This window comes from Rhodococcus maanshanensis NBRC 100610, from assembly GCF_001894865.1.
In the GTDB taxonomy this organism is placed as follows: domain Bacteria; phylum Actinomycetota; class Actinomycetes; order Mycobacteriales; family Mycobacteriaceae; genus Rhodococcus_G; species Rhodococcus_G maanshanensis.
Genome location: NZ_BCXA01000015.1, coordinates 66466 through 90222 on the forward strand (window position 1 = coordinate 66466; position 23757 = coordinate 90222).

Genomic DNA, 23757 nt, shown 5'->3' on the forward strand with positions numbered 1-23757 from the left:
TGCCTCTCCTGACAACTACGTCGATTGGGTGATGGATGGGAGTCGATCAGATCCCGGCGTCCGCCGCGACCTCGCGGGCCCTGCGGACGAGCGCGTCGATCTGTTCGACGGTGGGCGTGCCCGCGGCCGCCCTGTTCTGCGGGTTCTCCATAGCCCGGCGCCTGACGCCCTCCGCGATGACCGCGATCTTCCACAGACCCAGCACGTGCCAGAACTTCAACGCCGCGGCGTCCCGTCCGGTCTCGTCGAGATAGATCTCGGCGAGCTCCGCACGGGTGGGGAAGCCCGCCAGCGTCGACGCCGGGAAGTCGCCGATCGCGTGCTCGCCCGGCTCCGGCCAGTAGGCGAGCATGCTGCCCATGTCGGCCAGCGGGTCACCGAGCGTGGACAGTTCCCAGTCCAGCGCCCCGATCACGTCGCCGGTCTCGCGCGAGACGATCACGTTGCGCAGGTGGAAGTCTCCGTGCACCAGTGCGACCTCGCGCTGCTCCGGGACCGCCCCGGCCAGCCGCCTGGTGAGGTCGTCGAGCTCGGGCAGTTCGCGGGTCTTGGACACCTCCCACTGACCGGACCACCGCTTGAGCTGACGCTGGCCGTACGGCTTGTGGCTGGCGAGGTCGGTCAGGCCGGTCGCCTCGAGGTCCACGGCGTGGATCTTGGCCAGGGCCCGCGGCAGCGAGACCCCGATGGCCCTGCGCCGCTGCGGGGCAATCGATTCCACGATCGGCATGGTGTCGACGACCTGGCCGTCGAGGAACTCCATCAACACCAGCGGCACCTCGGACACCGACGGGTCCTGTGCGACCCCGAAGATCCGGGGCACGGGCACCTCGGTCTCGGCGAGCGCGGCCATGATCCGCGCCTCGCGTGCCACGTCGTGCGCCGAGGCGAGCAGGTGCCCCAACGGCGGGCGTCGCAGAACCCACCTGCGCTCCTCCGCATCCCGGACCAGGAAGGTCAGGTTCGACTGGCCCAGCCCGATCCGGTCGAAGCTCAGCGGGGCGGTGAACTCCACGCCCAGCGAGCCGAACCACCGCGTGACCGCGGCCGGGTCGAGACCGACGATCTCCCCCACCTCAGGCACCGGTGGGCCGGTGGGCCCGGTACTTGCGCAGTTCCTGCTTCGCGATGGCCCGCTTGTGTACCTCGTCGGGCCCGTCAGCAAGGCGCAGGGTCCGCAGGTGCGCGTACGCCATCGCCAGCGGGAAGTCATCGGTGACGCCCGCCCCGCCGTGCACCTGGATGGCGCGGTCGACGATCTTCAGGGCCATCTGCGGGGCGGCCACCTTGATCGCGGCTATCTCGGTGCGCGCCTCCTTGTTGCCCACCGTGTCCATCAGATACGCGGCCTTGAGCGTGAGCAGGCGGTTCATCTCGATCTCGATGCGCGCCTCGGCGATCCAGTCCTGGATATTGGAACGATCGGCGATCGGGCGACCGAACGTCACCCGGGACTGCGCGCGCGTACACATCAGTTCCAACGCACGCTCGGCCATACCGATCGCCCGCATGCAGTGATGGATGCGGCCGGGGCCGAGGCGGGCCTGGCTGATCGCGAAGCCCTCGCCCTCGCCCTTGAGCACGTCCCCCCGCGGAACCCGCACGTTCTCGAAGGTGATCTCCGCGTGGCCCTCGCGGTCGTGGTAGCCGAAGACCGGCAGATTGCGCACGACGGTGACACCAGGCGCATCGATCGGCACCACGAGCATCGACTGCTGGCGATGGATCTCGGCCGAGGGATCGGTCTTGCCCATCACGATCAGAACCCGGCAGTTCTGGTGCATTGCGTTGGAGGCGAACCACTTACGGCCGTTCAGGATGAACTCGTCGCCGTCACGCTCCATCCGCATCTCGACGTTGGTGGCGTCGGAGCTGGCGACCTCGGGCTCGGTCATCGCGAAGGCGGACCGAATCTTCCCGTCGAGCAGTGGCTTCAGGTACTTCTCGCGGTGCTCGTCGGTACCGAAGATCTCGAAGACCTCCATGTTGCCGGTGTCGGGCGCGTTGCAGTTGCACGCTTCGGAGGCGAGGTGACTGCGCCCCATGATCTCGGCCAGCGGCGCGTACTCCAGGTTGGAAAGGCCCGCCCCGGTTCCTGGATGCGGATGAAAGAGGTTCCACAGTCCCCGCTTTCGCGCCTCGACTTTGAGTTCCTCGATGATCTGTGGTTGGAAGTGGGGGTTTCCCGCGGCCCGCATCTGCTCCTCGTAGACGGCTTCCGCCGGGTAGACGTGCGAGTCCATGAACTCGAGCAGGTCGGTCCGGATCTTCTCGGCGCGGTCCGAGACATCGAACAGGGACATGTGAACTCCTGACAGGTGGAGAGGGAGGAATCGTGGGAGGGCGGATCAGGCGCCCGGCAGCAGTCCGGCCTGGAAGCGCCGCATCCCGCGTAGCCACCGGTCGTAGTCGGCCCCCTTGCGGCGGTACATCTCGAGCACCTCCGCGTGCGGGAGGATCAGGAAGCGTTCCTCGTCCATCGCGGCGAGCACGTCGTCGGCGACCTGCGCGGGTTCCAGCACCTCACCCGCCGCGGTCACGGCGCGTGTCGCCGCGACGCCGCGGACATCCCCTGACTCCTCGCCCTCGTAGAGCAGTTTGGTGTTCACCCCCATCGGACACAGGCAGCTGACCCGGATCCCGCGGTCGCCATAGGTGACGTTGAGCCACTCGGCGAAGCCCACCGCTGCGTGCTTGGTCACCGAGTAGGTGGCGGAGCCGATCTGGGTCAGCAGGCCCGCGGCCGATGCGGTGCTGACGAAGTAGCCCTCGCCCCGGTCGAGCCACTGCGGGACCAGCAGTTGCGCGGCGCGGATGTGGGCCCGCAGGTTGACGTCGATCGACAGGTCCCAGTCGCTCTCGGTCGCCTCGAGCCCGGGCGCGCCGCTGATGCCCGCGTTGGCGAAATACAGGTCCACCGGGCCGAATTCGGACTCCGCGAGGGAGATCAGTTGCTGGATCGCTGACGTGTCGGAGACGTCCGCGCCCGCGCCGACCGCGGAACCGGGATGCTCGGCATTGACACTCGCGGCGACGGAACGCGCGGCGGCCTCGTCGAGGTCCGCGACGACGATCTTCGCGCCCTCGGCAGCGAGCCGTGCAGCGAGCGCGCCACCGATTCCTCCGCCGCCACCGGTGACGATGGCGACCTTCTGCGCAACCTTCACAGCAATTCCTCTTCCCTCACGGTGATCAGTGTCGTGATCCGAGTATCGCCGCAGCGTATTTAAATATGAGTTCAGATTCAACTATGGCACTATTTCAGTGCCAGGACCTGGCCAAACGGGTGAAGTGAGGGTCAGCCGCGGGCGGCGATGCGGAGCGCGTTCACCCACAGGCGGGTGGCGGTGTCGACGATGTCGTCGAGGGACGCCGCGTCGCTCCCACCGGTGACGAAGTACCCGAACGCGAGGCGGCTGATCATGCCCGACAGCGCCGACGATGCCAGCAACGGATCGAGATCCGGATCCGCGAGTCGGCGTTGCTGAAGGTTCGCGATGCTGCGGGCGTTGCGGCGGATGAAGGCGTCGGCGCGCTGCTGCCGCAACACGCGGAATTCCGGATCGATGCTGGCAACCTGTTCGAGCAGCCCCATCAGCTTCGCGTTCCGCTTGTATGCCTCGAAGTACGCCCGGTTGCTGGCCGCGATGATCGCGGCGGGATCGTCCTCGGCCTCCACGTGCGGCATGCCCGGGTGCATCATGTCCTCTTGCGCCAGCTCGAGTACCGCGGCGAAGATCTCTTCCTTGCTCGCGAAGTAGGTGTAGAACGTCCCGGCCGAGCACTTGGCCGCCTTGGTGATGTCGATCAGGCGGGTGTCGAGGTAGCCCGAGCGCTCGAACACCTTTCTGGCGGCCGCGATCAGCGCCGCCCGGGTCCGCAGCCCGCGCTCGGTGGCGGGTAGCTCCCGAAGCAGACCGGACCGCGCCATCGACGGCGGCGCGTCGTCGCGATCGTCCCCGGAAACTGATCCTGACATGCCGTATTTATACGGCAACGCGGGTCGTCGGCGCCCGTGGCCTGCTCCCCAGCTGCGGCCCATACTGAGAGGAAGGCGTGACGCCACGCGGAGCATGGGGAGCGACAGACATGACGAATTCCAGCGCCGACCCGGTCCGGCCGAGCACCCTCGCCCAGCTCACCGCGCTGGTCGGCACCGTGCTCGGCCCCACCGCCTGGCACGAGGTGACGCAGCAGCGTATCGACGCCTTCGCCGACGCCACCGGCGACCATCAGTGGATCCATGTCGACCCCGAGCGGGCTGCAGACGGGCCCTTCGGCACCACCATCGCGCACGGGAACTACAGCCTCTCGCTCGGCCCGTTCTTCACCGGGCAGCTGATCGCCTTCGACGGCTTCGCGCACGCACTCAACTACGGCTACAACAAGGTCAGGTTCATCGCGCCGCTTCCGGTCGGTTCCCGACTTCGCATGCGCGCCACCATCGTCGCGGTCCATGAGATCGCAGGGGGCGCGCAGATCCTGAACAAACTGACCTTCGAGCGCGAGGGCGGGGCCAAACCGGTCCTGGTCGCGGAGGCGGTGGGATTCCTCGCCGAGCGCAAGTAGAACCTGGCCGTGAGGTGGCGGACGCCCTAGGCTCGGCACGGTGACCACGACGTTCTCGGCTCTCATCGCACGCGATCAGGACGGGGAGATCACCCTCGCCCCCGACATCCTCGACACCGGCGCCCTGCCGGCGGGCGAGGTCACCATCAAGGTGCATTTCTCGAGCGTCAACTACAAGGACGCCCTCGCCGTGACGCCACGGGGCGGGGTGGTGCGCGAGTACCCGATCGTCCCCGGCATCGACCTCGCAGGCGAGGTCGTCGCCTCCGACGACGACTCGTTCGCGCCCGGCGACCTGGTCCTCGCGCACGGATACGAGATCGGCACCGGCCGTCACGGCGGCTACGCCGAGCTCGCCCGGGTCCCCGCCGACTGGGTGGTCCGGCTCTCGGAGCTCTCCCCCCGCGACGCGGCGACCATCGGCACCGCGGGCTTCACGGCGGCGATGAGCGTGCAGGCCATCCTCGACCGCGGCATCACCCCGGCCGACGGGCCGGTCCTGGTCACCGGTGCCAGCGGTGGCGTCGGCAGCGTGAGCGTCGACCTGCTCGCCGCGGCCGGGTTCGAGGTGATCGCGTCGACCGGCAAGCCGCAGGCCGCGGACCTGCTGACCTCGCTCGGCGCCGCGGCCGTGATCGGCCGGCTGCCCGAGGACCCGGACGCGAAGCCCCGCCCGCTCGGCAAGGCGGAGTGGGCGGCCGCGGTCGACTGCGTCGGCGGTCGGACGCTCGCGCACGTGCTCAGCACCATCAGGTACGGCGGCGTGGTGGCGGCGAGCGGACTGACCGGCGGATCGGCGCTGCCGACCACCGTGCTGCCGTTCATCCTGCGCGGCGTCTCGCTGCTCGGCATCGACTCCGTGCAGCTGCCGATCGACAAGCGCCGTGCGCTGTGGGCGCGCCTCGCGGGCGATCTGCGACCGCGACACCTGTCCTCGATCGCGCACGAGGTGCCGATCCGGGATGTCGCCCCGATGCTGGACCGGATACGGGCCGGGGACCATACCGGGCGCGCCGTGGTCCGAGTCGACGGCGGATTCTGAGCGCCGAGCTGATCGGGTGGGACGCTCCGGTCCACCCGATCAGCGGCAACGCTGGGTTCAGCTACCGAACGGCAGTGTGCCCGGGGCGATCTCGTAACCGCTGCTGCCGGCCGAGCTTCCGCCGACGACACCCAGGAACCCGTTGATCACGTTGGTCAGCATGCTTGAATTTCTCCTCGAGAGCACTCCGATGAGGACCGCGGGACCGCGATCCTCAGCTACGGTAACGATGGGCCATGACCTTGTCGACCGCTCTGGCCGAAGCGATACCGGGCATGACAGGGTGGGTCACGTGATCGACGAACCCGAAGCCCGGCAGGCCGACATCGATGCGGTGACAGCGTTCCGTGAGCAGTGGAGCCTGCCCGGAATCATCGACGTGCACACGCATTTCATGCCCAAGAACGTGATGGACAAGGTGTGGAGGTACTTCGACTCGGCCGGACCGCTGACCGGCATGGAGTGGCCGATCGCCTACCGGCACGAGGAGGACGTCCGGCTCGACCGGCTGCGGTCCTACGGGGTCCGTGCGTTCACCTCGATGATCTATCCGCACAAGCCGCACATGGCCGCCTGGCTCAACGAATGGGCTGTCGAGTTCGCGGCCCGCAACCCCGACTGCCTGCACACCTCCACCTTCTACCCCGAGCCCGGCGCCGCCGAGTACGTCACCGAAGCGCTCGAGGCCGGAACCCGGGTGTTCAAGTCGCACATCCAGGTTGGCGACTACTCCCCGAACGATCCGCTGCTCGACGGCGTATGGGGCGTGCTAGAGGACGCGGGCACCCCGATCGTGATCCACTGTGGCTCCGGGCCCGCGCCCGGGCGCTTCACCGGCCCTGGACCGATCGCGGACCTGCTGACCCGTTACCCCCGGCTGAGGCTGGTCATCGCGCACATGGGCATGCCCGAGTACGCGGAGTTCCTGGCGCTCGCCGAGCGTCACGACCGCGTGCTGCTCGACACCACGATGGCGTTCACCGATTTCATCAACGATGCCGCGCCGCTGCTGCCGTCCGACCTGCCGCGTCTGCTCGACCTACAGGAGCGGATCCTGTTCGGCAGCGATTTCCCGAACATCCCGTACCCGTATGCCCATGCCCTGGAGGCGGTTTCTCGGCTCGACCTCGGGGCGGAGTGGGTCCGCGCGGTGTGCCACGGCAACGGAGTGCGCCTGTTCGACCTGTGATCAGAACAGGGTGAGCGAGTCGTCCGATTCGGAGACCTCGAACAGCGTCGGCTCCCTCTCTGCCTGGACGGCGGTGTGCGCCGCCACCGACTTGGCTCGTGAGACCTTCTTCGCCGGCGACACCGGCGCGGAGTGCGTCGTCGCCTGCGCCCGCGGGGTGGACACCGGGGCGGAGGCGGCCCCGGCCGCGACGGCACGGGCGGCCTCACCGGCCAGCTTGTCCGCCTCCTCGTTGTAATGGTTGCCGACGTGGCCCCGCACCCAGCGGAAGCGCACCGGGCCGGTCCGCTCGGCGATCGCCTCGTCGATGGAGCGCACCAGGTCCAGGTTCTTCACGGGTTCGCCGGAGGCCGTACGCCAGCCCCTGCGCTTCCAGCCGGACACCCACTCGGAGGCGCACTTGATCGCGTACTGCGAATCGGACTCGATCAACATCGGCTCGTCACCCGGATGCGCCTTGATGGCCTCCAAAAGCGCACGCAGCTCGGCGATTTGGTTGGTGCCCGACCGCTCGCCACCGGAGCGGCTCGGCCCCAGGTGGTTGACCCACGCCCAGCCGATCGCGCCACCGGGGTTGCGAAGGCAGGAGCCGTCCGTGCTGACGATGATCACGTCCGACACCTTACGGTGGCCCCCCGACATTGCGAAGGGCCCGCGCCGGGTCCGCGGCGGGCACCCCGCCCCCGGCCCCGGCTAGGCCCCCGTGAACCGAGGCGGCCTGCGCTCGAGCATCGCGGCCACCGCCTCCTGGTGATCCTGCGTGTGATGCGCCAGCGCCTGCATCGAGGCCGAGAGCTCGAGCAGGCTCTCGAGGCTCTGGTGCTGCCCCTCGCGGAGCAGCTTCTTGGTCATCCGCAGGGCCTGCGGCGGGTTCACCGCGACCCGTTCGGCCAGCGCACGGGCGGTCGGCACCAGCTCATCCGGCTCGACCACCCGGGAGACCAGGCCCCACTCGAGCGCGGTCGCGGCGTCGATCGCGTCGCCGGTGAAGGCCATCTCGGCGGCCCGCGCCAGTCCGACCGCGCGCGGCAGGAACCAGGCACCGCCGTCGCCCGGGATGATGCCGAGCTTGACGAAGCTCTCCGCGAACGTGGCCGTGGTCGCCGCGATCCGCATGTCGCACATGAGTGCAAGGTCACAGCCCGCCCCGATGGCCGGGCCGTTCACCGCGGCGATCACCGGCGCCTCGCAGTGATAGAGCGCTCGTGGGATCCGCTGGATGCCGTGCCGGTAGCCGCCGCGCAGTTCCACGGGCGAGCCGCCGAACATGCCCTCGCGGTCGCGCATGTGCTTGACGTTGCCCCCCGAGGAGAACGACGGCCCTGCGGCGGTCAAGACCACCGCGCGCACCGTCACGTCCCGATTGACGTCCGCGATCGCCGCCTCGAAGGCCTCGATCATGTCGGGCTCGGAGATGACGTTGCGGGTCTCCGGACGGTTCAGCGTCCACGTGACGATGTCCCCGTCCCGCTCCACCACGATTGCCTCGGTCACTGCGCACTCCTTCCGGTCGCGGCCAAGGGTAGGCGGTGCGCGACCGTGCGCGTGTCTTACCCCAGGTGGGGTGAGACGCGCGCACCGGCGGCGAAGCCGCGATAGCCGTGCGCGTCCGCGACGGCGGTGGAGAGCACCTCGCCGTCGTGAGTGCTCAGCCCGGCGGCCAGCGCCCGGTCGGCTGCGGTGGCCCGTCGCCAACCCAGTTCCGCGATCTCGAGGACGTACGGGAGGGTGGCATTGGTCAGCCCGAAGGTGGACGTGCGGGGCACCGCACCCGGCATGTTCGCCACGCAGTAGAAGACCGAGTTGTGCACCCGGTAGGTGGGTTCGGCATGAGTGGTCGGATGCGAGTCCTCGAAGCACCCACCCTGGTCGATCGCCACGTCGACCAGCACCGACCCCGGCCTCATCCGGGACACCAGTTCGTTGGACACCAGCTTCGGCGCCCTCGCCCCCGGGACCAGCACCGCCCCGATCACCAGGTCGGCACCGAGCACCGCCTGCTCCACCTCGAAGGCGTTGGACACGACGGTCCGCAGCCGGCCGCGGTACCGGTCGTCGAGCTCGCGCAGCCGCGCGACGTTCAGGTCGAGGACGGTGACATCGGCGTGCATCCCGACGGCCATCGCCGCCGCGTTCTGACCCGCCACCCCGCCGCCGAGGATCACCACGTTGGCCGGGCGCACCCCTGGCACGCCGCCCATCAGGACACCGCGGCCGCCGGAGCTGGCCATCAGATGGTAGGCGCCGGCCTGGGGCGCGAGCCGCCCGGCGACCTCGCTCATCGGCGCGAGCAGGGGCAGCGAACCGTCGGGGGCCTGCACGGTCTCGTAGGCGATCGCGGTCGTCTTTGCCGCCATCAGCGCGTCCGTGCAGTCCCTCGACGCCGCCAGGTGCAGATAGGTGAACAGCACCAGGTCCTGACGCAACCGCGAATACTCCTCCGCGATAGGCTCTTTCACCTTCAGGAGCAGTTCAGCGGATGCCCACACATCGTCGGCGTCGGACAGGATCTGCGCGCCTGCCGCGCGGTAGTCGGCATCGGCGAAGGAGGACCCGGCACCGGCCTCCTGTTCGACGACGACCTGGTGGCCGCGGGAGACGAGTTCGTGGACGCCTGCGGGCGTGATGGCGACCCGGTACTCGTGGTTCTTGACCTCGCGGGGGATTCCGATCCTCATGACACTTCCTCGGGTTTCGGGGGCGGTTCGGTTGGGGGTTAGCGTGATCGACGCTGGGTCAAGTATGAATTTCCATCGATTCTGTGCACAGATTTGTGTTGATAATTCTCTAGAATCGGCTCATGGCTAGTGATTCTTCGATGCAGGGGCCCTCGCGGGGCGCCCGCCCGAACGATGTTCGGGGGGTCAGGCTCGACGAGATCGATCACGTCCTGCTCGCACAGCTCACCCGCGACGCGCGCACCCCGAACAACGCGCTCGCCGAGATGGCCGGGATCGCGCCGTCCACCTGCCTGGCCCGGGTACGCGCACTGGTCGAGAAGGGCGTCATCCGGGGCTTCCATGCCGACATCGACCCGGCGGCCCTCGGGCGCGACCTCGAGGCGATGATCTCGGTCCGGCTGCGCGCCGACGCCCGCCCGCACATGGCACAGTTCGCGGAGCGGATGTCGGCGACGCCCGAGGTGCTCGACGTCTACTTCATCGCGGGCGCCGACGACTACCTGCTGCACGTCGCGATGCGCGACACCGGCGCGCTGCGCGACTTCGTGCTCGACCACCTCTCCGCCCGGCCGGAGGTCGCGGCGACCGAGACGATCCTCATCTTCGAGCACATCCGGCCCAGGTCGGGCCGCTAGCGCGGGATCAGCCCGTGCGGCCGCGGCTCATGGCAGCAGTCTGTCCAGGAAGTCGTTGCTGAAGATGCGGTGCGGGTCGTTGGCGTTGTACGCGGCGCGGGCGGTGTCCCAGTCGTCGCCTGCGGGCACCCCGGCGCGGTAGGTGCCGGGGATGACGGTCTCTATGGACGGCCCGTCGGAGTGCCCGGCCCGGTCGGTGAACGCCCAGCCCTTGGCCCACTCCGGCCGGAAGGTGGCGTAGTCGCCGCTGTAGTTCTCCCGCATGAACAGCTCCATCTCGCGGAAGTACGCGGCCTGGCCGGGCGTGCCGGGCACCCCGACCACGTTCATCCAGATGGCGGTGTCCCACTCGGGGTGATCGGGACGCGGACGCAGCGCCGAGATGGTCGGCGGGCCAGCGCTTTCCACCGTCACCTCGCCCTGGTCGTCGAGACCGCACAGGCGCACCTCGAAGGGCCCGTTGATCGGAAAGCGGCCGGCCGCCTGGAGTTCGTGCTGGCGCCGGTGATGCCAGCCGGTGAACTCGTTGATCACCCGCGCGATGTTCGACCTGCGGGTGATCACCACACCACCACCCGCGTTCATCCGCAGGGTCGTCGCGCGAAGGTAGAACAGCACGTCCTTGGACCAACCCCACAGGTCCGCGGTTCCGGTGGCGGCGAGCCCGGAGGCGATGGTCGCGAACTGCGCCTGACCGAACAGCGGAGTGGCGCTGCCGATCCCCCTGGTGATGAGCCCGAGCGGATCGGTGACCGCCTGCGGGATGTTGTCCGAGTACCAGTAGTTGTAGGGACCGGTCACCTCCCGGGATTGCGGCGGCTTGACCGGGGTTGGCGTCCACACCTTGAGCCACGGCGTCTCGGTGAAGGGGAACCAGATCGCCTCGACGCGCCCCGACCGGGCCACGTAGCTCTCGAACGTCCGGCCGGGCGCCCCCGCAGGCGCGAACAGCTCACGCCACGGGATGTCGGTGACGGACTCGCAGCGGAGCCGGTAGTTCGGGCCGGCCTGCAACGTCACCGAGGTGACGAAGGACCGGCCGAGATGGGTGAGCAGCGGCCGGATGGCGGCGTCGGCCCTGCTGAACTCCCGCAGTTCGTACCGACCGGCCACGTCGTCCCAGACCACCGCGGTCATCGCGGTCACCAGGTTGCTCAGAGACCCGAAAGATGCTCCAGGAAGCGCGGATTCACCATCGGCGGGCAGCGTGGCCCCGTGCGCGTCGATCGCGAGCACCCCAGCGATGGTGAGCCCGCCGATCGCGGGGGCGTTGGCCCAGCCGAGCCCGTGCGCCTGCAGCTCGGTGAGGATGGTCTCGACGGTGGCGCCCGCGCCCGCGGTGACCGTGGCACGGCCCTCGGCGGCGCCCGCCGGGTCGACCAGAACGGCGTTCAGTCGGGCCATGGTGTCCACCAGCAGCACCCGGTCGACGTTCTGGCCTGCCTCCAGGGTCAGCGGGCTCCACCCGTGCATGGTCCCGCGCGGCCGCAGCCGGTAGCCGTTGGCGTGCGCCCAGTTCGCGAGCCGGACCACGTCCCGCGCATCGCGGGGCGTGCACGTCCAGACCTGGTCGAAACGGATCTCCTGCGCCCAGTTCTCGTAGCCCTGCTGGGCGAGGGCGATGCCGTCGGGGAAGGCGGGCGGGGCGGGCAGGGTCGCCCTGACGTCACCGAACGGGATCGCCTGCGCGGGCGTCCAGCCGAGTCCGGCGAGGGCGGCGGCCCCCGCCGCGGCGGTCAGGAAGCCTCTGCGCGAGACGCCCCCCGTCTGCTGGTCCGAACGACCTGCGGCCATCGACATGTCCCTCTCTAGGTGGGTGGCGCGGCCTGCGCACCACGAGCGAGGACAAAGTTAGAACATGTTCCCGTCATCGTGTCGGGAAACGCGTACCTGGTCCCGGGAATCCCGGAATCCCCGGCTCACCACGTGGTCTACTTGAACCCGTTGGAGACCTGCGATGACGGGCATTTCCGAGGAGAACCGATGGCCGAACTCGACCTCAGCGACGAGCCTTCGACGGTGACGCCGAGGAAGCCCCGGCGCGGCTGGCCGGTCTTCACCGTCGTCGCGATCGCGCTGATCGCCTTCCTGGCCGGTGGCGTCGGCGGCTCGTTCCAGAGCAAGCTCGCCGAGGTACAGAAGAACGACAACGCCAGCTACCTGTCCGCCTCCGCCGAATCGACCATCGTCGCCAACGAATCCGCGGAGTTCGTCACGGTCGAGACCATCCCGGGATTCGTGGTCTTCCACCGCGACGGCCCGTTGACCGAGCAGGACAAGGAATCGATCGCCGACGCCGCGACAGCGGTGACCCAGGTGCCGGGTGTCGACAAGACCGGGATGGCCCCGGTCCAGTACTCGGCCGACGGCACCACCGCGGCCCTGTTCGTGCCCCTGGTGGCCAAGTCCGATGGCGCGCAGGTCCAGGGCGACATCCTGGCCGAGACCGAGCAGCACGTGATGGAGGCGGCCAGATCCGCCGCCGCGGCCGAACTCGAGGTGCTGCCCGCGGGCCCCGGCGGGCTGCTCGTCGCGTTCATCGACGCCTTCCAGGGACTCGACGGCGCGTTGCTGGGCGCGGCCCTCCTCGTCGTGATCCTGATCCTGCTGGTCGTCTACCGCTCCCCCGTCCTGTGGATCTTCCCGCTGCTGTCCGCGATGCTGGCGCTCGGCCTCTCCTCGATGGTCATCTACTTCCTGGCCAAGCAGGACGTCCTGACGCTGACCGGCCAGAGTCAGGGCATCCTGATGGTCCTCGTGCTCGGCGCGGGCACCGACTACGCCCTGCTGCTGATCGCGCGGTACCGGGAGGAACTGCACGCGTACCCGAACCGGTTCGACGCGATGATCCGGGCCTGGCGCGAATCGGCCCCCGCGATCACCGCATCCGCGGTGACCGTCATCCTCGGGCTGCTGTGCCTGACCTTCTCCGAACTGAACTCGAACAAGAGCCTCGGTCCGGTCACCGCCATCGGCATCGCTTGCACCTACCTGGTGATGATGACGTTCCTCCCCGTTGCGCTTGCCACCGCGGGCCGGTGGGTGTTCTGGCCGCGCGTCCCTCATGTCGATCACGCGGCGGATCTCGCCGCGCGCGGCATGTGGGGCCGGATCGCCACCGCCGTCGGCAACCGGGCCCGGCCGGCGTGGATCGGCACCACGGTGCTGTTGATCGCGCTGTGCGCCATCGGGATCGGCAGCCTGCAGACCGACGGGCTCACCGCGACCGAGAACTTCACCAACAACCCCGAGGCCGCCCAGGGCCAGGCGATCTACGACGCCAAGTTCCCTCAGGGCACCGGCGCTCCCGCCATCATCATGACCAACGCCGACGCCGCCGAGCAGGTGATCGCCGTCGCGAGCGGGGTCGAGGGCGTGGCGACGGCACCGGGTTCGGTGTGCCTGCAGATCGACTACGCCAAGGTCGCGGGGTTGAACCTGGGCACAGGCGCACCCGCGGCCGCACCGACCGGCTGCCCGCCGCCGCAGTTGACCGTGCAGCCGATCGACGGCCGCACCGTCGTCACCGCCACCCTCGCCGATTCCTATGACTCGCCTGCGGCGCTGGAGACGATCGAGCGGTTGCGCACCGCGGTGCACGCCGTCCCCGGCGCCGACGCCCTGGTGGGCGGGAACTCCGCGGCCACCCTCGACGTGCAGACCGCCTCGGTGCACGACAGGAACCTGATCATCCCGATCGTGCTGGTGGTGATCTTCCTGGTGCTCGCGGTCCTGCTCCGGGCGCTGCTCGCTCCGCTGATCCTGATCGCCACCGTGGTGCTCTCGTTCGCCGCCACGCTCGGCGTGTGCGGGTTCTTCTTCACCCATGTGTTCCACTTCGCGGGTGCCGACCAGGCCTTCCCGCTGTTCGCCTTCGTGTTCCTGGTCGCGCTCGGCATCGACTACAACATCTTCCTGATGACCCGGGTGCGCGAGGAATCGCTCACCCACGGAACCCGCTCGGGCGTGCTGCGCGGCCTGGCCGTCACCGGCGGCGTCATCACCTCCGCGGGTGTGGTTCTCGCCGCGACATTCGCGGTGCTCGGCGTTCTCCCGCTGGTGTTCCTCGCGGAGATCGGGTTCGCGGTGGCGTTCGGCGTCCTGCTCGACACCATCATCGTGCGCAGCGTGCTGGTGCCCGCCCTCTCCTACGACATCGGCAAGCGGATCTGGTGGCCGTCGGCGCTGGCGAAGGCGAAGGACTGAAACGCCGGGGGCGTACGTCCCGACATACCGACGTGTTGCGTGTTTGAATGGCGCTCGGAGAGCACAGATTTCCGAAAGTCCCACCGCCGACACGCGTCCTGGTCCAGAATGAACGCCGATCGTCACCCTCCTGCGGGGGAGGAGCCGTTCGCTCGTAAAGGAGTGCCATGTCGTTTCGTTCGCCGTCTCTGCTTGCCCGCAGGATCCTCGCCGCCACCGCCATCGCCGCTGCGGCGGGCGCTGCCCTGCCCGCGACGGCGAGTGCCGACGTGACACCGACCACGCTCATCAACGGCGTGCTCTCGACCGTCGGCGGCTGCCAGACCCCCTTCCGCGAGGCGATCCTCACCTGCACCCGGCTCGAGACCCTCACCCCCCAGTTCCCGGTGGTCCTCGACCTGAATCCCTTCGGCACCAACATCGTGGCACTTGGCGCGGGGCTGTTCCCGAACGGCACGATGCGGCCGGTGCTCGAGTCCCGGATGCAGGCCACCCTGCAGGTCGCCCACCGCTACCCGCTGTCCCCGATCATCGTCAGCGGCGGCGTGCCGCAGAACGGGATCACCGAGTCCCGCGCGATGCGCGACTGGCTGATCGGGCACGGCATCCCCGCCTTCCGGATCACCGAGGAGTACACCTCGCGCTCCACGGTCGAGAACGCACGGAACACCAACGCGATCCTCGCTCAGCGCCGCGCCACCAGCGCCGTCGTGGTGACCTCGCCGGACCATCTGCAGCGCGCCATGGTCGACTTCCGCGTCGCGGTCGGCGGCCGCATCCCGATCGCGGGTGTCGTCGCCCCCTGAGCGGGCAGCGAGTTTCAAGATTTTCGCACCGCGCCGTCGGCGCGGGTGGGAACCTGAATCGATGATCGCAATTGTCGATGGCGGACTGGGTGATCGGTGATGGCGCGGCCGGTACAGGTGGTGGTGCTTGGGGCGGGCTCGTGGGGAACCACGGTCGCGGGGCTCGCCGCGCGCAATACCCCGACGCTGCTGTGGTCCCGGGACCCGGATACCGCCGATGAGATCAATTCCGAGCATCGCAACTCCCGCTACCTCGGCGACCGGGCCCTCCCCTCGGATTTGCGCGCGACGTCGGATATCGCCGAGGCCGCCGACGCGGCCGACGTCCTGGTGGTCGGGGTGCCCTCGCACGCGGTCCGCTCGACGCTGAGCGAGATCTCCAACGGGGTTCGCGCCTGGGTGCCGGTGCTCTCGCTCGCGAAGGGGCTCGAGCCCGGCACCAGGCAGCGCCCCACCGAGGTGATCGCCGAATGCCTGCCGGGACACCCGGTCGGTCTGCTGGCCGGACCGAACATCGCAAGGGAGATCGTCGACGGCCTTGCCGCCGCGTCGGTGGTCGCGACCCAGGACGACCGGGTGGCCACCGCGCTACAGCCGCTGTTCGCCTCGCCGGTGTTCCGCGTGTACCGCAACACCGACGTGCTGGGCTGCGAGCTCGGCGGGATCCTCAAGAACATCGTCGCGATCGCCGCGGGCATGGCCGACGGCCTCGGGGTCGGGGACAACACCCGGGCGATGGTGCTCGCCCGCGGGCTCGCCGAGATGACCCGGCTCGGCGAGGCGATGGGGGCCAACCCGCGCACGTTCGCCGGGCTCACCGGCGTCGGCGACCTGATCGCGACCTGCATCAGCCCGGCCTCCCGCAATCGCCGGGTCGGCGAGGCGCTTGCCCGCGGGCTCACGATCGAGCAGACCCTCGCCGAACTCGGTCAGGTCGCCGAGGGTGTCAAGACCGCGCCGACGGTCATGGAACTGGCCCGCGACTACGAGGTCGAGATGCCGATCGCCGCGGAGGTGGAGGCGGTGGTCGCCGGCCGCCGCACCCCCGCGGAGGCGTATCGCGGGTTGCGGCGGGTGACCCCCGGCGACGAGGACGACATGGCCTGAGCAACGAGGGCCGCCCGGGAATTCCCGGACGGCCCCGTTCACACTCGAGTCGCGTCAAGCGAGTTGAGCCGCGCCCACCGGCTCACACGCGATCACCCAACAGGGTTCGTCCGCCCACTACTGATGGTCCGTCGAGCCACCGGGGCTGTCTCCGATGTGGACGCGCAAGCCCATCGGATTCCACCCCACGCTGCCCTCATGCCCGGCCACGTCGAGGGCGACTCCGGTGTCGAACGCGTCACCGTACCGTGCGAACAGCGGTACACGGTAGCTGACGGTGAAGGCGACGGATGGCCCGGCACCCGACTTCGACATGGAATGCGAATACTGTTGTCACGCTGGGTTTGTCATTAAACGCAATGGTGCCACCCGGGACACGGGTGGCACCATTGCGCTCGACGCGGACTAGGAGCCGCTCGGTCCGAGCAGCCCGATCTTCACGCCCATCTCGGGCCACTCCTGGGCCGCCTGCCCACTGACCTCGATGGCGGTGCCGCTGTCGAAGACATCGATGTCGAACGAGATGTCGGTACGCACGCGGTAGGTGACCTCGAAGGTGACGGTCTTGTTGCCCGTCGCCGAGACGACCCAGCCCACATCCTTGGTCACGGCCAGTCGCCCGCCGGCCTGGGCGGGAACGACACCCTCGGTCTTCATCTGGCCGTCCTGCCACGAGGTGACGGTCGCGGTCCCCGCCACATAGCTGAGGGCGAACGGGAAGATGTCGGTGATCTTGTTGACGATCCGGTCCGGGCCGCCGGTGGCCGCGATGGTCGTCCGATAGGTGACCTGGCCGGTGGTCGCGATCTTGTTGCTGCCGACGACGGCCTTGGTCACCGCGAGGTTGTCGCTGGTCACCGTGGCGGAGGCGGGCAACTCCTGGCCGTTCGCGGTGGAACCGAGGTCCAGCTGAGCCGGGCCGCCCGCCGAGGAACCGAAGTCGAACAGGTTGGGTGCGGCCGACGCGGCGCCGGTGCCGAGGGCCAGGCCACCGCTGGCGAGCAGGGCCGAAGCGGCGACGGCGGATACGAGGCGGCGCATCATGGGACGGGACATGCGGGATCTCCGTTCGGTAGGTGAGGCACGCGCCCCCGAACGCGTGTCGCGCCATCGTATGGATGCACACCCCTCCCCGCGCATGAATCCGAATATTACTGTCGCACTTGATAAATCGTTAGAGGAAACAAACATCGAGCGGCTGCGGCGGAGCCATCGCCGAAACCGGTGGATCCGATCGCCTACTGAGCCGGTTGCACCCCCGCCGCGGACCGTCTACCCTCGGTGCCCATGAAGCGCATCAAGCTCGTATTCCGCCCGTAGCGGGGTCTGATTCGGACCGACCCCTCGCTGCGGGTCGTCGAGCTATCTGTTGGTCCTTCCTCTCCATTCAGGAAGACCGCTTCAATGAACTCTCTTCAGGCATATGCCTCGCACACCGCCACCACTGCGTCTGACCCGTTCGCGCTGCGTTTCGGCATGCCGCTCCCCCGCGCGCTGCGCACCGAGGCCGCGGGGATGAGCTGGCGCACGTTCCTCGCCACCTATTCGCCCTCCGGCGGCCCGATCCGCTTCGGCCGGTGGTCCGCGCACACCCTCGGCGCCGGCCGCTCCGAATACCGGGCCACCCTCGCCATCGGCGACACCATCCACCAGGCCGAGGCCACCGCCGCCGGACCGATCGCGGCGCTCACCTCGATGCTCTACGACGCAGGCCTGCCGCTGGAGATCCTGTCCTTCCACCAGCAGAAGCTCGGAGACGGCCGCATCGCGACCTTCCTGCTGTGCGAGCACGGCGGGCGCAGGCATTGGGCGGCCGGCCTCGCGGACACCGCGACCGAGTCGTCCGTCGAGGCGATGATCGCGGCCGCCAACATGCTGCACGGCTAGACGGTCAGGGCATCTCCACGGTCTCCGCGCGGGCGACCTCGCCGATCGCCCGCCGGATGTAGCCCGACCCGGGCGCATCCGCGGCCGTGAGCAGGTCCGCGATCACCAGGGCCGCGTACCGGGGCAGATCCGCACGCGCCAGCGGGCGCGGATCCTCCTCGGGATCGGTCAGCCCCAGCGCACCGGTGAGCACAACGACGAGCACCGATACGTCCAGATCGGGCACCCACGGCGCGGCGGACCGGGCGCAGCGCCCCAGCACGGCCTGCACGTCGTCACCGGTCAGGCCGTCGGGGTGCAGCTCCTCGAGCAGCTCGCGCACGATCGACGCGTGCACCACGGTGACCTGCTCCTGATCGAGGGCGGCGAGCCGGACGGACGCCTCGGCGAAGGGCTCGGGTTCGGTGGCGCGTGCCGCGGCGACGGCGGCGTCGGTCGCGTCGGCGATCTCACGGGCGGCGGACGGCCATTCGGTGGGCCACATCGGGCGGTTCTGCTCCTTCGAATTCATTCCGGCGGCACCATATTCCGATCCCGCCAGTTCCGGGCGGCGGGTGGGATCCGACGACTCAGTTCAGCTCGGCGCGCATGAGGAAGACGTTGTAGTCGGACCACGTCGAGATGGTGAAGTACAGGTCGTCACCCGTCGACCAGGGGTGGATGAAGCCACCGTACAGCTCGGGGTACTCGGTGACGCTGACCAGCGGCGCCGGCTCCGACCACAGCCCCTGCGGCGAATCGGACTCGCGCAGGACGATCGCGGTCCTGGCGGTGTCCAGATAGACCATCTGCCAGACCCGCCTGACCTCGTCGTATCGGACCGAGACCTCGGCCACCGGGCCGCGCACCACCGGCGTCGCGGCCGCCTGCCCGCCGACCGGGGTCCAGACCCCGTCCTGCCAGTACTGGTACGCCGACGTGTTGAGCACGTCCCCCACCGGCACCCGGGCCAACCCCAGGTCCCCGAGCCGGGTGTTGGGGGTGCCGAACATGTAGACGTACCCGCCCTGCGGGACCATCGCGCTCACCTGGAAGTTGGAGAGCCCGAATATGTTGTCCCACCGCGCATACGGATCCTTGACCCAGGTCTGACCGTGGTCGTCAGAGTAGGCGATGCCGCCGTGATTGGTGAACCAGGTGCCGGGGATGCTGTTCCACGTGCGGATGGACATATAGCTCATGTACTGCCGGTCGCCGATCGCGAAACCCGACGTCGGGATGGTGGTGATCTCCACGTTGTCCAGCTTCCGGCTGCCGAGCAGCTCCGCGGCGTGACACCGTCCGTCCTGCACCATGGAGTCGAAACTCATACCGTCCGAGAGGTTCTCGTCGCTACTGAAGGCCAGCACATTGCTGCGCCAGTCGCCGCCCTGGCCGCCCGGCGGGTGGAATCCCCTGCCGACCGTGTCGCCGAACGCGACGGCGACCTCGCCGGGCGCGCTCTCCCACATGATGCCCAGATCGGTGCCGTTCACCTGCCAGCGCTTGTCGGTGCGGTTGATCGAACCGGCACCCGTCTCCTTCGCGACCCGGGTGACCGCGCCGACCGCAGGCGTCGGGCGGGGGGTCGAGTGCGCCGCCGCCTCCGTCGGCGGGAACACAGGAGCTGGGCGCGCGGCCTGCTGCCCCGGATCCGGCCCTGGCACCGGAATACCCAGATGGAACGGCTGGAACTTGAGACCGATCTCGGGGATCCGCAACGCCTTCGCCAGTGTGTCGGGCTCGGGAGGCCCCGCATCTGTCAGGTCAGGGCAGGGATCGACGCAGGTGTCCTGCGGCAGCGCCTGTGCGGGAATCCGGGTCGGGGTGGTCGTCGGTGCCGGGAACGGCACCGCGGTGACCACCGGGACCGGGATCGGGATCTCGAGTTTCTCCGGCAGCAACGCCGCCGTGGTGGTAACCAGATCGGCGGCGCAGGATCCGCTCCCCTGCGCTCCTGTCCGGTCCGAACCCAACGGAGCGGCGACGGCATCCGGTTTCTCCGCGTAGACCACCGCACAGGAACCGATCACCACGGCCGCGACTGCGACGGCAAGCCTGCGTGTCAATGGCACCTCCGCGTTGAGCACTGCTCGGGCCCGCAGACCCGCCACCGGGCTAACCACGTTGCCGTCGGAATCTAACATCGACGTGCGGGAACTCCACGTCTCCCGGGCCGGGTGTCGACTGGAAACGCCACCACCCCTACGCTGGCTGCACCCGAATCGAGGTGAACGGTGTCACAGTCCAACCAGTCGAGTCCCGTCGGCCCCTACGCGTCGGGACCGCCCGCGGCCGCGCTGTCGGTCCACATGCCCGACCTCAACAAGTTCGGCCCGGCCCAGCTGTGGCGCGCCCTCGTGGTCGGGGTGGTGATCATCGCCTGCGCGGGATACGCGGTGCTCACCAAGCCGTTCCTGCGGCGCGGCGAGACCTGGGCCGACGCCGCATCGGAGGGTGTGGTCAACGCCTTCGAGGCGCTCGGCCCGACCTTCGTCAAACTCGGGCAGCTGATGGCCTCCTCCTCCGGGGTGTTCCCCGCCCCGCTCGCCAACGCCTGCCTGCGCTGTCTCGACGACGTGCCGCCGGTGTCGGCACGGAAGGCCAGGGAGGTGATCGAGGGCGACCTGGGCGGGCGCGTCGATGAGATCTTCGCGAGCTTCGACGACGAGCCCCTTGCCGCGGCGTCCGTCGCGCAGGTGCACGCCTGCGTGCTCCCCGACGGCCGCGAGGCCGTGATCAAGGTGCAGCGGCCTGGCATCTATCACCGAATGCTCGTCGACCTGCGCACCGCGTACGGCGGCGCCAAACTGCTCGAGCGACTCTTCGAGTTCTTCCGGATCGCGAACGCGACGGCCATCATCCGGGACCTCCACGCTGCCACGATGACGGAGCTCAACAGCGCCGTCGAGGCCGACAGGCAGACCCGGTTCCGGGACGCCATCTGGGCATTCGGCGACAACAAGGGCGTGACGGCACCCGAGGTGTACTGGGACTACTGCGGCCCCCACGTGATCTGCATGGAACGGCTGCACGGCGTACCGCTCGACCGGTTCGTCCCCGACGCCGACCACGACACCACGATGCTGATCCGGCGCGGCGTCAAGGCCTGGATCGAGTCGATCACCGTCCACGGCCCGTTCCACGGCGACGTGCACGCGGGGAACCTGTGGGCGCTCGACGACGGACGCATCGCCTTCCTCGACTTCGGCATCGTCGGTGAGCTGCCGGAGGTATGGCGGTCGATCCTGCGGGACATGTTCTACGCCAACCTCATCGACGGCGATTTCGCCCGAGTGGCGCGCGGCATCCGGGACCTCGGCTACACCGCGGAGGTCGAGGCGGGCGACGCCGAGATCGGCATGCAGGTCGCCGCCGTCCTGGCCCCGGTGTTCACCAACGACCTGGCCGAACTGAATCTGGGCGCGCTCATCATGGCCCTGGTCCAGCTCGGCAAGCAGTGGGGAGTCGCCAGCCCGGAGGAGCTGGTCCTGTTCGGCAAGCAGCTCGGCTACTTCGAGCGGTATGCCACGCGGCTCGCTCCCGGGTGGGTGATCGGCAAGGACCCCTACCTGTTCCGGAACGTCTTCCCCGAGGCGGTTGCCGAGCGGGTGGCCACCTCGGGCGTCGCGCTGCCCGACGACTGAGCGGAGATCGGCCCCACCGGGGAGCCGGTGTCCGAGCCGTCAGCCCGGGCCCAGCCTGTGTCGTAGCGCGATTGCGTCGAACGGCGCGCGGCCGTGCTCGTCGTTGTCGAAGTAGACGAACACGTCGAGACCGTCTGCACGCCAACCGCCGATCCTCGTCGCCCACCCGTCGAGGGCACGATCGCTGTAGCCGCTCGCATAGAGCTCGGTATCGCCGTGCAGCCGTACATACGTGAAATCACTTGTGCTCCTGTCGAACATCGGATATCGGCCCGCCGAGTCCGAGACCACGAGGGCCACATCGTTCTGCTCGATCAGCGCCACCGCCTCCGGGTCGCCGAAGCTGACGTGGCGCGCCTCGAGGGCGTGCCGGACCGGGCGTGGCGCATCGGCGACGGTGAGCGCACTGTCCTCGGGCACCTTGTCGTCGTGGCGCGCGGCGAGCTCAGCGGCGTCGGTCGTGGTCCGTGGCAGCGCGGCGAGAAAGCCGGCGACGCGGTCGGGGTCGAACGCGAGCGTGGGCGGCAGCTGCCACAGGATCGGGCCGAGCTTGGCGTGCAGCGCGAGCGGGCCGGATGCGAAGAAATTGGCCAGAGCGGTATCCACGTCGCGCAGGCGTTTCATGTGCGTGATGAAGCGGCCACCCTTGACCGCGAACACGAAGCCGTCGGGGGTCTCGTCCCGCCACCGGGCGAAGGACTCCGGGGTCTGGAGAGCATAGAAGGATCCGTTGATCTCGATCGACGCCATCCTGGCCGCGGCGTACGCCAACTCCCGCCGGTGCACGAGACCGGCGGGATAGAAATCCCCCCGCCATCCGGGATACGTCCATCCGGAGATCCCGATACGGACTTCCGCCATGAGCAGAGCGTAGATCCGCTGCGGTTTCCCCGATACCGCACCGGTCGCAGGACGAGAGGAGGACGATGGATGCACCAGAAACCGAGCCGAGGGACATGATCATGCCCAAATATCTGTGGCAGGTCGGCTACACCCAGGATGGCGCCAACGGCCTCCTCGCCGAAGGCGGATCGGGACGCCGCGACGCGATCGTGCAGGCGGTCGAGAGCGTCGGTGGGACCGTCGAGAGCTGCTATTTCGCCTTCGGCGGCCACGATCTCTACGTCATCGGGGAGGTGCCCGACGAGGTCGCCGCGGCGGCGCTGAGCATCCGCACCGCGGCGAGCGGCGCGGCCCGTACAGTGACCGTCACCCTGCTGACCCCCGAACAGATCGACGACGCGGCCAAGCGGCCTGCGAGCTACCGTCCGCCAGGTCGCTGACGTCAGCGGCGGCATGGGCGGCGGGTCGGCCACGAGGGTTCGGCGCCTCACCTCGGCCCCGAGGGCCGCGTGGGCCTACGTACGGAGAGCGCCGGGCACGTTCGTCTGGCTGGCGATCCTGCTCGTGACGTCCGTGGTGGGCCGCCACCTCGCGCCCGACCTGCTGACCGACGTGCTCGGCGATCGGTCGACCAACCTGCACCACCTGGCCGAGGATCCGGTACGGGTACTGATCACCAGCGCCTTCTGGCTCGCCGGCGGCAGCTGGATCACCTACTTCGTCGTCTACAACGTCTTCCATGTGCCCGCCGAACGCTGGCTCGGCACGCTGCGGTGGCTCGGCGTCGTCGTGATCGCGCACGTCGGAGCCACCTACGTCAGCGAGGGCGTCCTGTATTGGGCGATCCAGCACGGTCGCGCCCCTGAGTCCGCGGTCGACACCCTCGACTACGGGGTCAGCTATGCCCTCGCGGGGGTGGTAGCGGTGCTGACGTATCGGATCGCCGCGCCATGGCGCTACGCCTACCTGGCCGGCGTGCTCGTCTTCTACGCGGTACCGCTGCTCGGTGGCGTCACCTTCACCGACATCGGCCACCTCACCGCCGCATTCCTCGGTCTCGCCTGCTATCCCCTCGTTCGTGCCCGCCCGGGGGTGTGGGACCCGATCGCGGCCGCGCGGGTGATCGACCGGCGGGTCCGCCGGCGGGGGTGATGCCCCGTTCGGTC

General features: G+C 69.3%; 24 protein-coding genes. 11 read left to right on the forward strand and 13 right to left on the reverse strand.

Annotation, left to right across the window (positions count from 1 at the left end; genetic code table 11):
* Positions 1-46 precede the first annotated feature (46 nt).
* The 4 genes from RM1_RS08375 to RM1_RS08390 form a co-directional block, all read right to left on the reverse strand.
* Positions 47-1075, reverse strand: a complete 1029-nt coding sequence (locus RM1_RS08375) for a phosphotransferase family protein (protein ID WP_072750866.1) — start codon at positions 1073-1075, stop codon at positions 47-49.
* A gap of 1 nt (position 1076) precedes the next feature.
* Positions 1077-2303, reverse strand: coding sequence for an acyl-CoA dehydrogenase family protein (locus RM1_RS08380; RefSeq protein WP_072750867.1), 1227 nt, complete (start codon positions 2301-2303; stop codon positions 1077-1079).
* Between the two features lie 45 nt (positions 2304-2348).
* Positions 2349-3167: an SDR family oxidoreductase gene (locus RM1_RS08385; RefSeq protein ID WP_072750868.1), complete on the reverse strand. Its 819-nt coding sequence runs from the start codon at positions 3165-3167 to the stop codon at positions 2349-2351.
* A 131-nt stretch (positions 3168-3298) separates the two neighbouring features.
* On the reverse strand, positions 3299-3979 hold the full coding sequence (locus RM1_RS08390; RefSeq protein ID WP_072750869.1) for a TetR/AcrR family transcriptional regulator: 681 nt from the start codon (positions 3977-3979) through the stop codon (positions 3299-3301).
* A gap of 110 nt (positions 3980-4089) precedes the next feature.
* Here RM1_RS08390 and RM1_RS08395 point away from each other — a divergent pair, with 110 nt between their 5' ends.
* The 3 genes from RM1_RS08395 to RM1_RS08405 all read left to right on the forward strand — a co-directional run bounded on the left by RM1_RS08395 (position 4090) and on the right by RM1_RS08405 (position 6800).
* On the forward strand, positions 4090-4569 hold the full coding sequence (locus RM1_RS08395) for a MaoC family dehydratase (protein WP_072750870.1): 480 nt from the start codon (positions 4090-4092) through the stop codon (positions 4567-4569).
* 40 nt (positions 4570-4609) lie between these two features.
* A complete protein-coding gene (locus RM1_RS08400; RefSeq protein WP_072750871.1) occupies positions 4610-5611 on the forward strand; it encodes an oxidoreductase in 1002 nt (333 codons plus the stop codon).
* 292 nt (positions 5612-5903) lie between these two features.
* Positions 5904-6800: an amidohydrolase family protein gene (locus RM1_RS08405; RefSeq protein WP_425528724.1), complete on the forward strand. Its 897-nt coding sequence runs from the start codon at positions 5904-5906 to the stop codon at positions 6798-6800.
* Here the strand turns inward: RM1_RS08405 and RM1_RS08410 are convergent, their stop codons facing one another.
* From RM1_RS08410 to ald, 3 genes are all read right to left on the reverse strand, one after another.
* Positions 6801-7412: a ribonuclease H family protein gene (locus tag RM1_RS08410; RefSeq protein ID WP_072750900.1), complete on the reverse strand. Its 612-nt coding sequence runs from the start codon at positions 7410-7412 to the stop codon at positions 6801-6803.
* Between the two features lie 81 nt (positions 7413-7493).
* On the reverse strand, positions 7494-8294 hold the full coding sequence (locus RM1_RS08415; protein WP_072750872.1) for a crotonase/enoyl-CoA hydratase family protein: 801 nt from the start codon (positions 8292-8294) through the stop codon (positions 7494-7496).
* Positions 8295-8350: 56 nt separating this feature from the next.
* Positions 8351-9478, reverse strand: a complete 1128-nt coding sequence (gene ald / locus RM1_RS08420; protein ID WP_072750873.1) for an alanine dehydrogenase — start codon at positions 9476-9478, stop codon at positions 8351-8353.
* A gap of 122 nt (positions 9479-9600) precedes the next feature.
* Between ald and RM1_RS08425 the strand changes: the two genes are divergently transcribed.
* Positions 9601-10116 carry an Lrp/AsnC family transcriptional regulator gene (locus RM1_RS08425; protein ID WP_027503575.1) on the forward strand — a complete coding sequence of 172 codons (516 nt, stop codon included), beginning with the start codon at positions 9601-9603 and terminating at the stop codon, positions 10114-10116.
* A 27-nt stretch (positions 10117-10143) separates the two neighbouring features.
* Here RM1_RS08425 and RM1_RS08430 read toward each other — a convergent pair whose 3' ends face one another.
* A complete protein-coding gene (locus tag RM1_RS08430; protein ID WP_072750901.1) occupies positions 10144-11910 on the reverse strand; it encodes a cholesterol oxidase substrate-binding domain-containing protein in 1767 nt (588 codons plus the stop codon).
* A gap of 189 nt (positions 11911-12099) precedes the next feature.
* On the opposite strand from RM1_RS08430, the gene RM1_RS08435 reads away from it, so the two are divergent.
* The 3 genes from RM1_RS08435 to RM1_RS08445 all read left to right on the forward strand — a co-directional run bounded on the left by RM1_RS08435 (position 12100) and on the right by RM1_RS08445 (position 16235).
* Positions 12100-14322, forward strand: a complete 2223-nt coding sequence (locus tag RM1_RS08435; protein ID WP_072750874.1) for an MMPL family transporter — start codon at positions 12100-12102, stop codon at positions 14320-14322.
* Positions 14323-14489: 167 nt separating this feature from the next.
* Positions 14490-15128, forward strand: coding sequence for a YdcF family protein (locus RM1_RS08440; protein WP_072750875.1), 639 nt, complete (start codon positions 14490-14492; stop codon positions 15126-15128).
* 99 nt (positions 15129-15227) lie between these two features.
* Positions 15228-16235, forward strand: coding sequence for an NAD(P)H-dependent glycerol-3-phosphate dehydrogenase (locus RM1_RS08445; RefSeq protein ID WP_072750876.1), 1008 nt, complete (start codon positions 15228-15230; stop codon positions 16233-16235).
* Positions 16236-16352: 117 nt separating this feature from the next.
* Here RM1_RS08445 and RM1_RS08450 read toward each other — a convergent pair whose 3' ends face one another.
* Positions 16353-16550, reverse strand: a complete 198-nt coding sequence (locus tag RM1_RS08450) for a hypothetical protein (protein WP_072750877.1) — start codon at positions 16548-16550, stop codon at positions 16353-16355.
* Between the two features lie 90 nt (positions 16551-16640).
* A complete protein-coding gene (locus tag RM1_RS08455; protein ID WP_143069506.1) occupies positions 16641-17291 on the reverse strand; it encodes a hypothetical protein in 651 nt (216 codons plus the stop codon).
* A gap of 348 nt (positions 17292-17639) precedes the next feature.
* On the opposite strand from RM1_RS08455, the gene RM1_RS08460 reads away from it, so the two are divergent.
* Positions 17640-18122: an alpha-isopropylmalate synthase regulatory domain-containing protein gene (locus RM1_RS08460; RefSeq protein WP_072750879.1), complete on the forward strand. Its 483-nt coding sequence runs from the start codon at positions 17640-17642 to the stop codon at positions 18120-18122.
* A 4-nt stretch (positions 18123-18126) separates the two neighbouring features.
* Here the strand turns inward: RM1_RS08460 and RM1_RS08465 are convergent, their stop codons facing one another.
* The gene (locus RM1_RS08465) at positions 18127-18606 is read right to left on the reverse strand and encodes a hypothetical protein (protein WP_072750902.1); all 480 of its coding nucleotides are present in this window, start codon (positions 18604-18606) and stop codon (positions 18127-18129) included.
* An 85-nt stretch (positions 18607-18691) separates the two neighbouring features.
* Complete coding sequence (locus RM1_RS08470) at positions 18692-20170, reverse strand: glycoside hydrolase family 183 protein (protein WP_072750903.1); 1479 nt, start codon at positions 20168-20170, stop codon at positions 18692-18694.
* 243 nt (positions 20171-20413) lie between these two features.
* Between RM1_RS08470 and RM1_RS08475 the strand changes: the two genes are divergently transcribed.
* Positions 20414-21748 carry an AarF/UbiB family protein gene (locus tag RM1_RS08475; protein ID WP_083576607.1) on the forward strand — a complete coding sequence of 445 codons (1335 nt, stop codon included), beginning with the start codon at positions 20414-20416 and terminating at the stop codon, positions 21746-21748.
* Positions 21749-21787: 39 nt separating this feature from the next.
* On the opposite strand, the gene RM1_RS08480 is transcribed toward RM1_RS08475, so the two are convergent.
* Complete coding sequence (locus RM1_RS08480; RefSeq protein WP_072750881.1) at positions 21788-22609, reverse strand: DUF72 domain-containing protein; 822 nt, start codon at positions 22607-22609, stop codon at positions 21788-21790.
* A 101-nt stretch (positions 22610-22710) separates the two neighbouring features.
* On the opposite strand from RM1_RS08480, the gene RM1_RS08485 reads away from it, so the two are divergent.
* Entirely contained in the window at positions 22711-23031 is a 321-nt protein-coding gene (locus RM1_RS08485; protein ID WP_027503562.1) for a GYD domain-containing protein, read from the forward strand.
* A 13-nt stretch (positions 23032-23044) separates the two neighbouring features.
* Entirely contained in the window at positions 23045-23743 is a 699-nt protein-coding gene (locus RM1_RS08490) for a rhomboid-like protein (protein WP_072750882.1), read from the forward strand.
* Positions 23744-23757 lie beyond the last annotated feature (14 nt).